This is a genomic window from Vibrio sp. 1078-1, assembly GCF_033340475.1.
Genome location: NZ_JAWOWM010000080.1, coordinates 1 through 1,104, shown reverse-complemented (window position 1 = coordinate 1,104; position 1,104 = coordinate 1). Strand labels below are relative to the sequence as shown.

The 1,104-nt window shown below is 45.4% G+C and carries 1 protein-coding gene; it reads right to left on the bottom strand.

The genetic code is table 11. The features are described from left to right. Positions 1–58 precede the first annotated feature (58 nt). Entirely contained in the window at positions 59–976 is a 918-nt protein-coding gene (locus R7190_RS25725; protein WP_005457195.1) for a 1,4-dihydroxy-2-naphthoate polyprenyltransferase, read from the bottom strand. Positions 977–1,104 lie beyond the last annotated feature (128 nt).

Sequence of the window (1,104 nt, the reverse complement as noted above, 5' to 3'; positions counted from 1 at the left end):
GAAATTGGTTGTCTTTGAGTATATCTAGGCATTAAGTCAATGCAATGACAATCCTTTTTTAACTTACTAGAGTTTGAGCTACCACAATTGTTGCAAACAAAACGTTAGTGACTAATGAGCATTTTACGATAACTGGCAGCATTGGAGCGATTTGTGCAGGTTTTTCTGTATCCCAAACGGCTTTACCGTGATGAATGACGACATAAACACTCAATAAGAAGGGTAGGCTAATCCACAGAGGTTTGTCTTGAATTAACAAGTAAGCCGCAAACGCTAAAATAGCACCACCAAGCAAGATAAAGTGGTACTGCTTGGCTTTGTGTTGACCCAAACGGACGGCGACCGTGCGCTTTCCACATTCGCGATCGTTCTCGATATCACGCATGTTGTTGATGTTCAGTACCGCTACCGCGAGTAAACCACAACCCAGAGCTGGTAAGAATAGAGTGGTGTCTACATGTCCAGTATGCAGGAAGTATGTACCAGATACGCCTAGCAGACCAAAGAACAGGAATACGGAGATATCGCCTAAGCCGACATAACCGTAGGGCTTACTGCCCATCGTGTAAGCAATCGCCGCGATAATGGCAAGAATACCCAAACCGATGAAGGTGATGATGCTTTCTGGCGAGCTCAGCGCGTAAAACACCAAAACCAAGCCTGAGATGGCGGTAAGCACGATATTAAAAATGATCGCCTGTTTCATCTGTTTGGCACTAACGGCACCGGTCTGCATCGCACGCTGTGGACCTAAACGGTTTTCATTGTCGGTGCCTTTTACTGCATCGCCATAGTCGTTGGCTAAGTTCGATAGAATCTGCAATAAGGTTGCCGTAGCAAAGGCCATGATTGCGATGGTCAAAGAGAAATGACCGGCTGAGTATGCAAGTACGCTACCAGTTAAAATAGACACCAGAGCGAGAGGCAATGTTTTAGGGCGAGCGGCTTCAAGCCAGATCTGCAAAGATTGTTTCATGGAAATTTCGTGCTAGTAACCAATGTGCCCAGTATAAGCACAAAGAGGCAGATACGCTATTGACCTAAAACAACTCAACTAGAAGTCAAAGGGTGATTCAGAATCTATCATCCGGTTGTGCAGTGGTG

Coding starts and splice junctions, on each gene's coding strand:
- R7190_RS25725 (WP_005457195.1), bottom strand. CDS start 976: ATGAAACAATCTTTGCAGATCTGGCTTGAAGCCGCTCGCCCTAAAACA.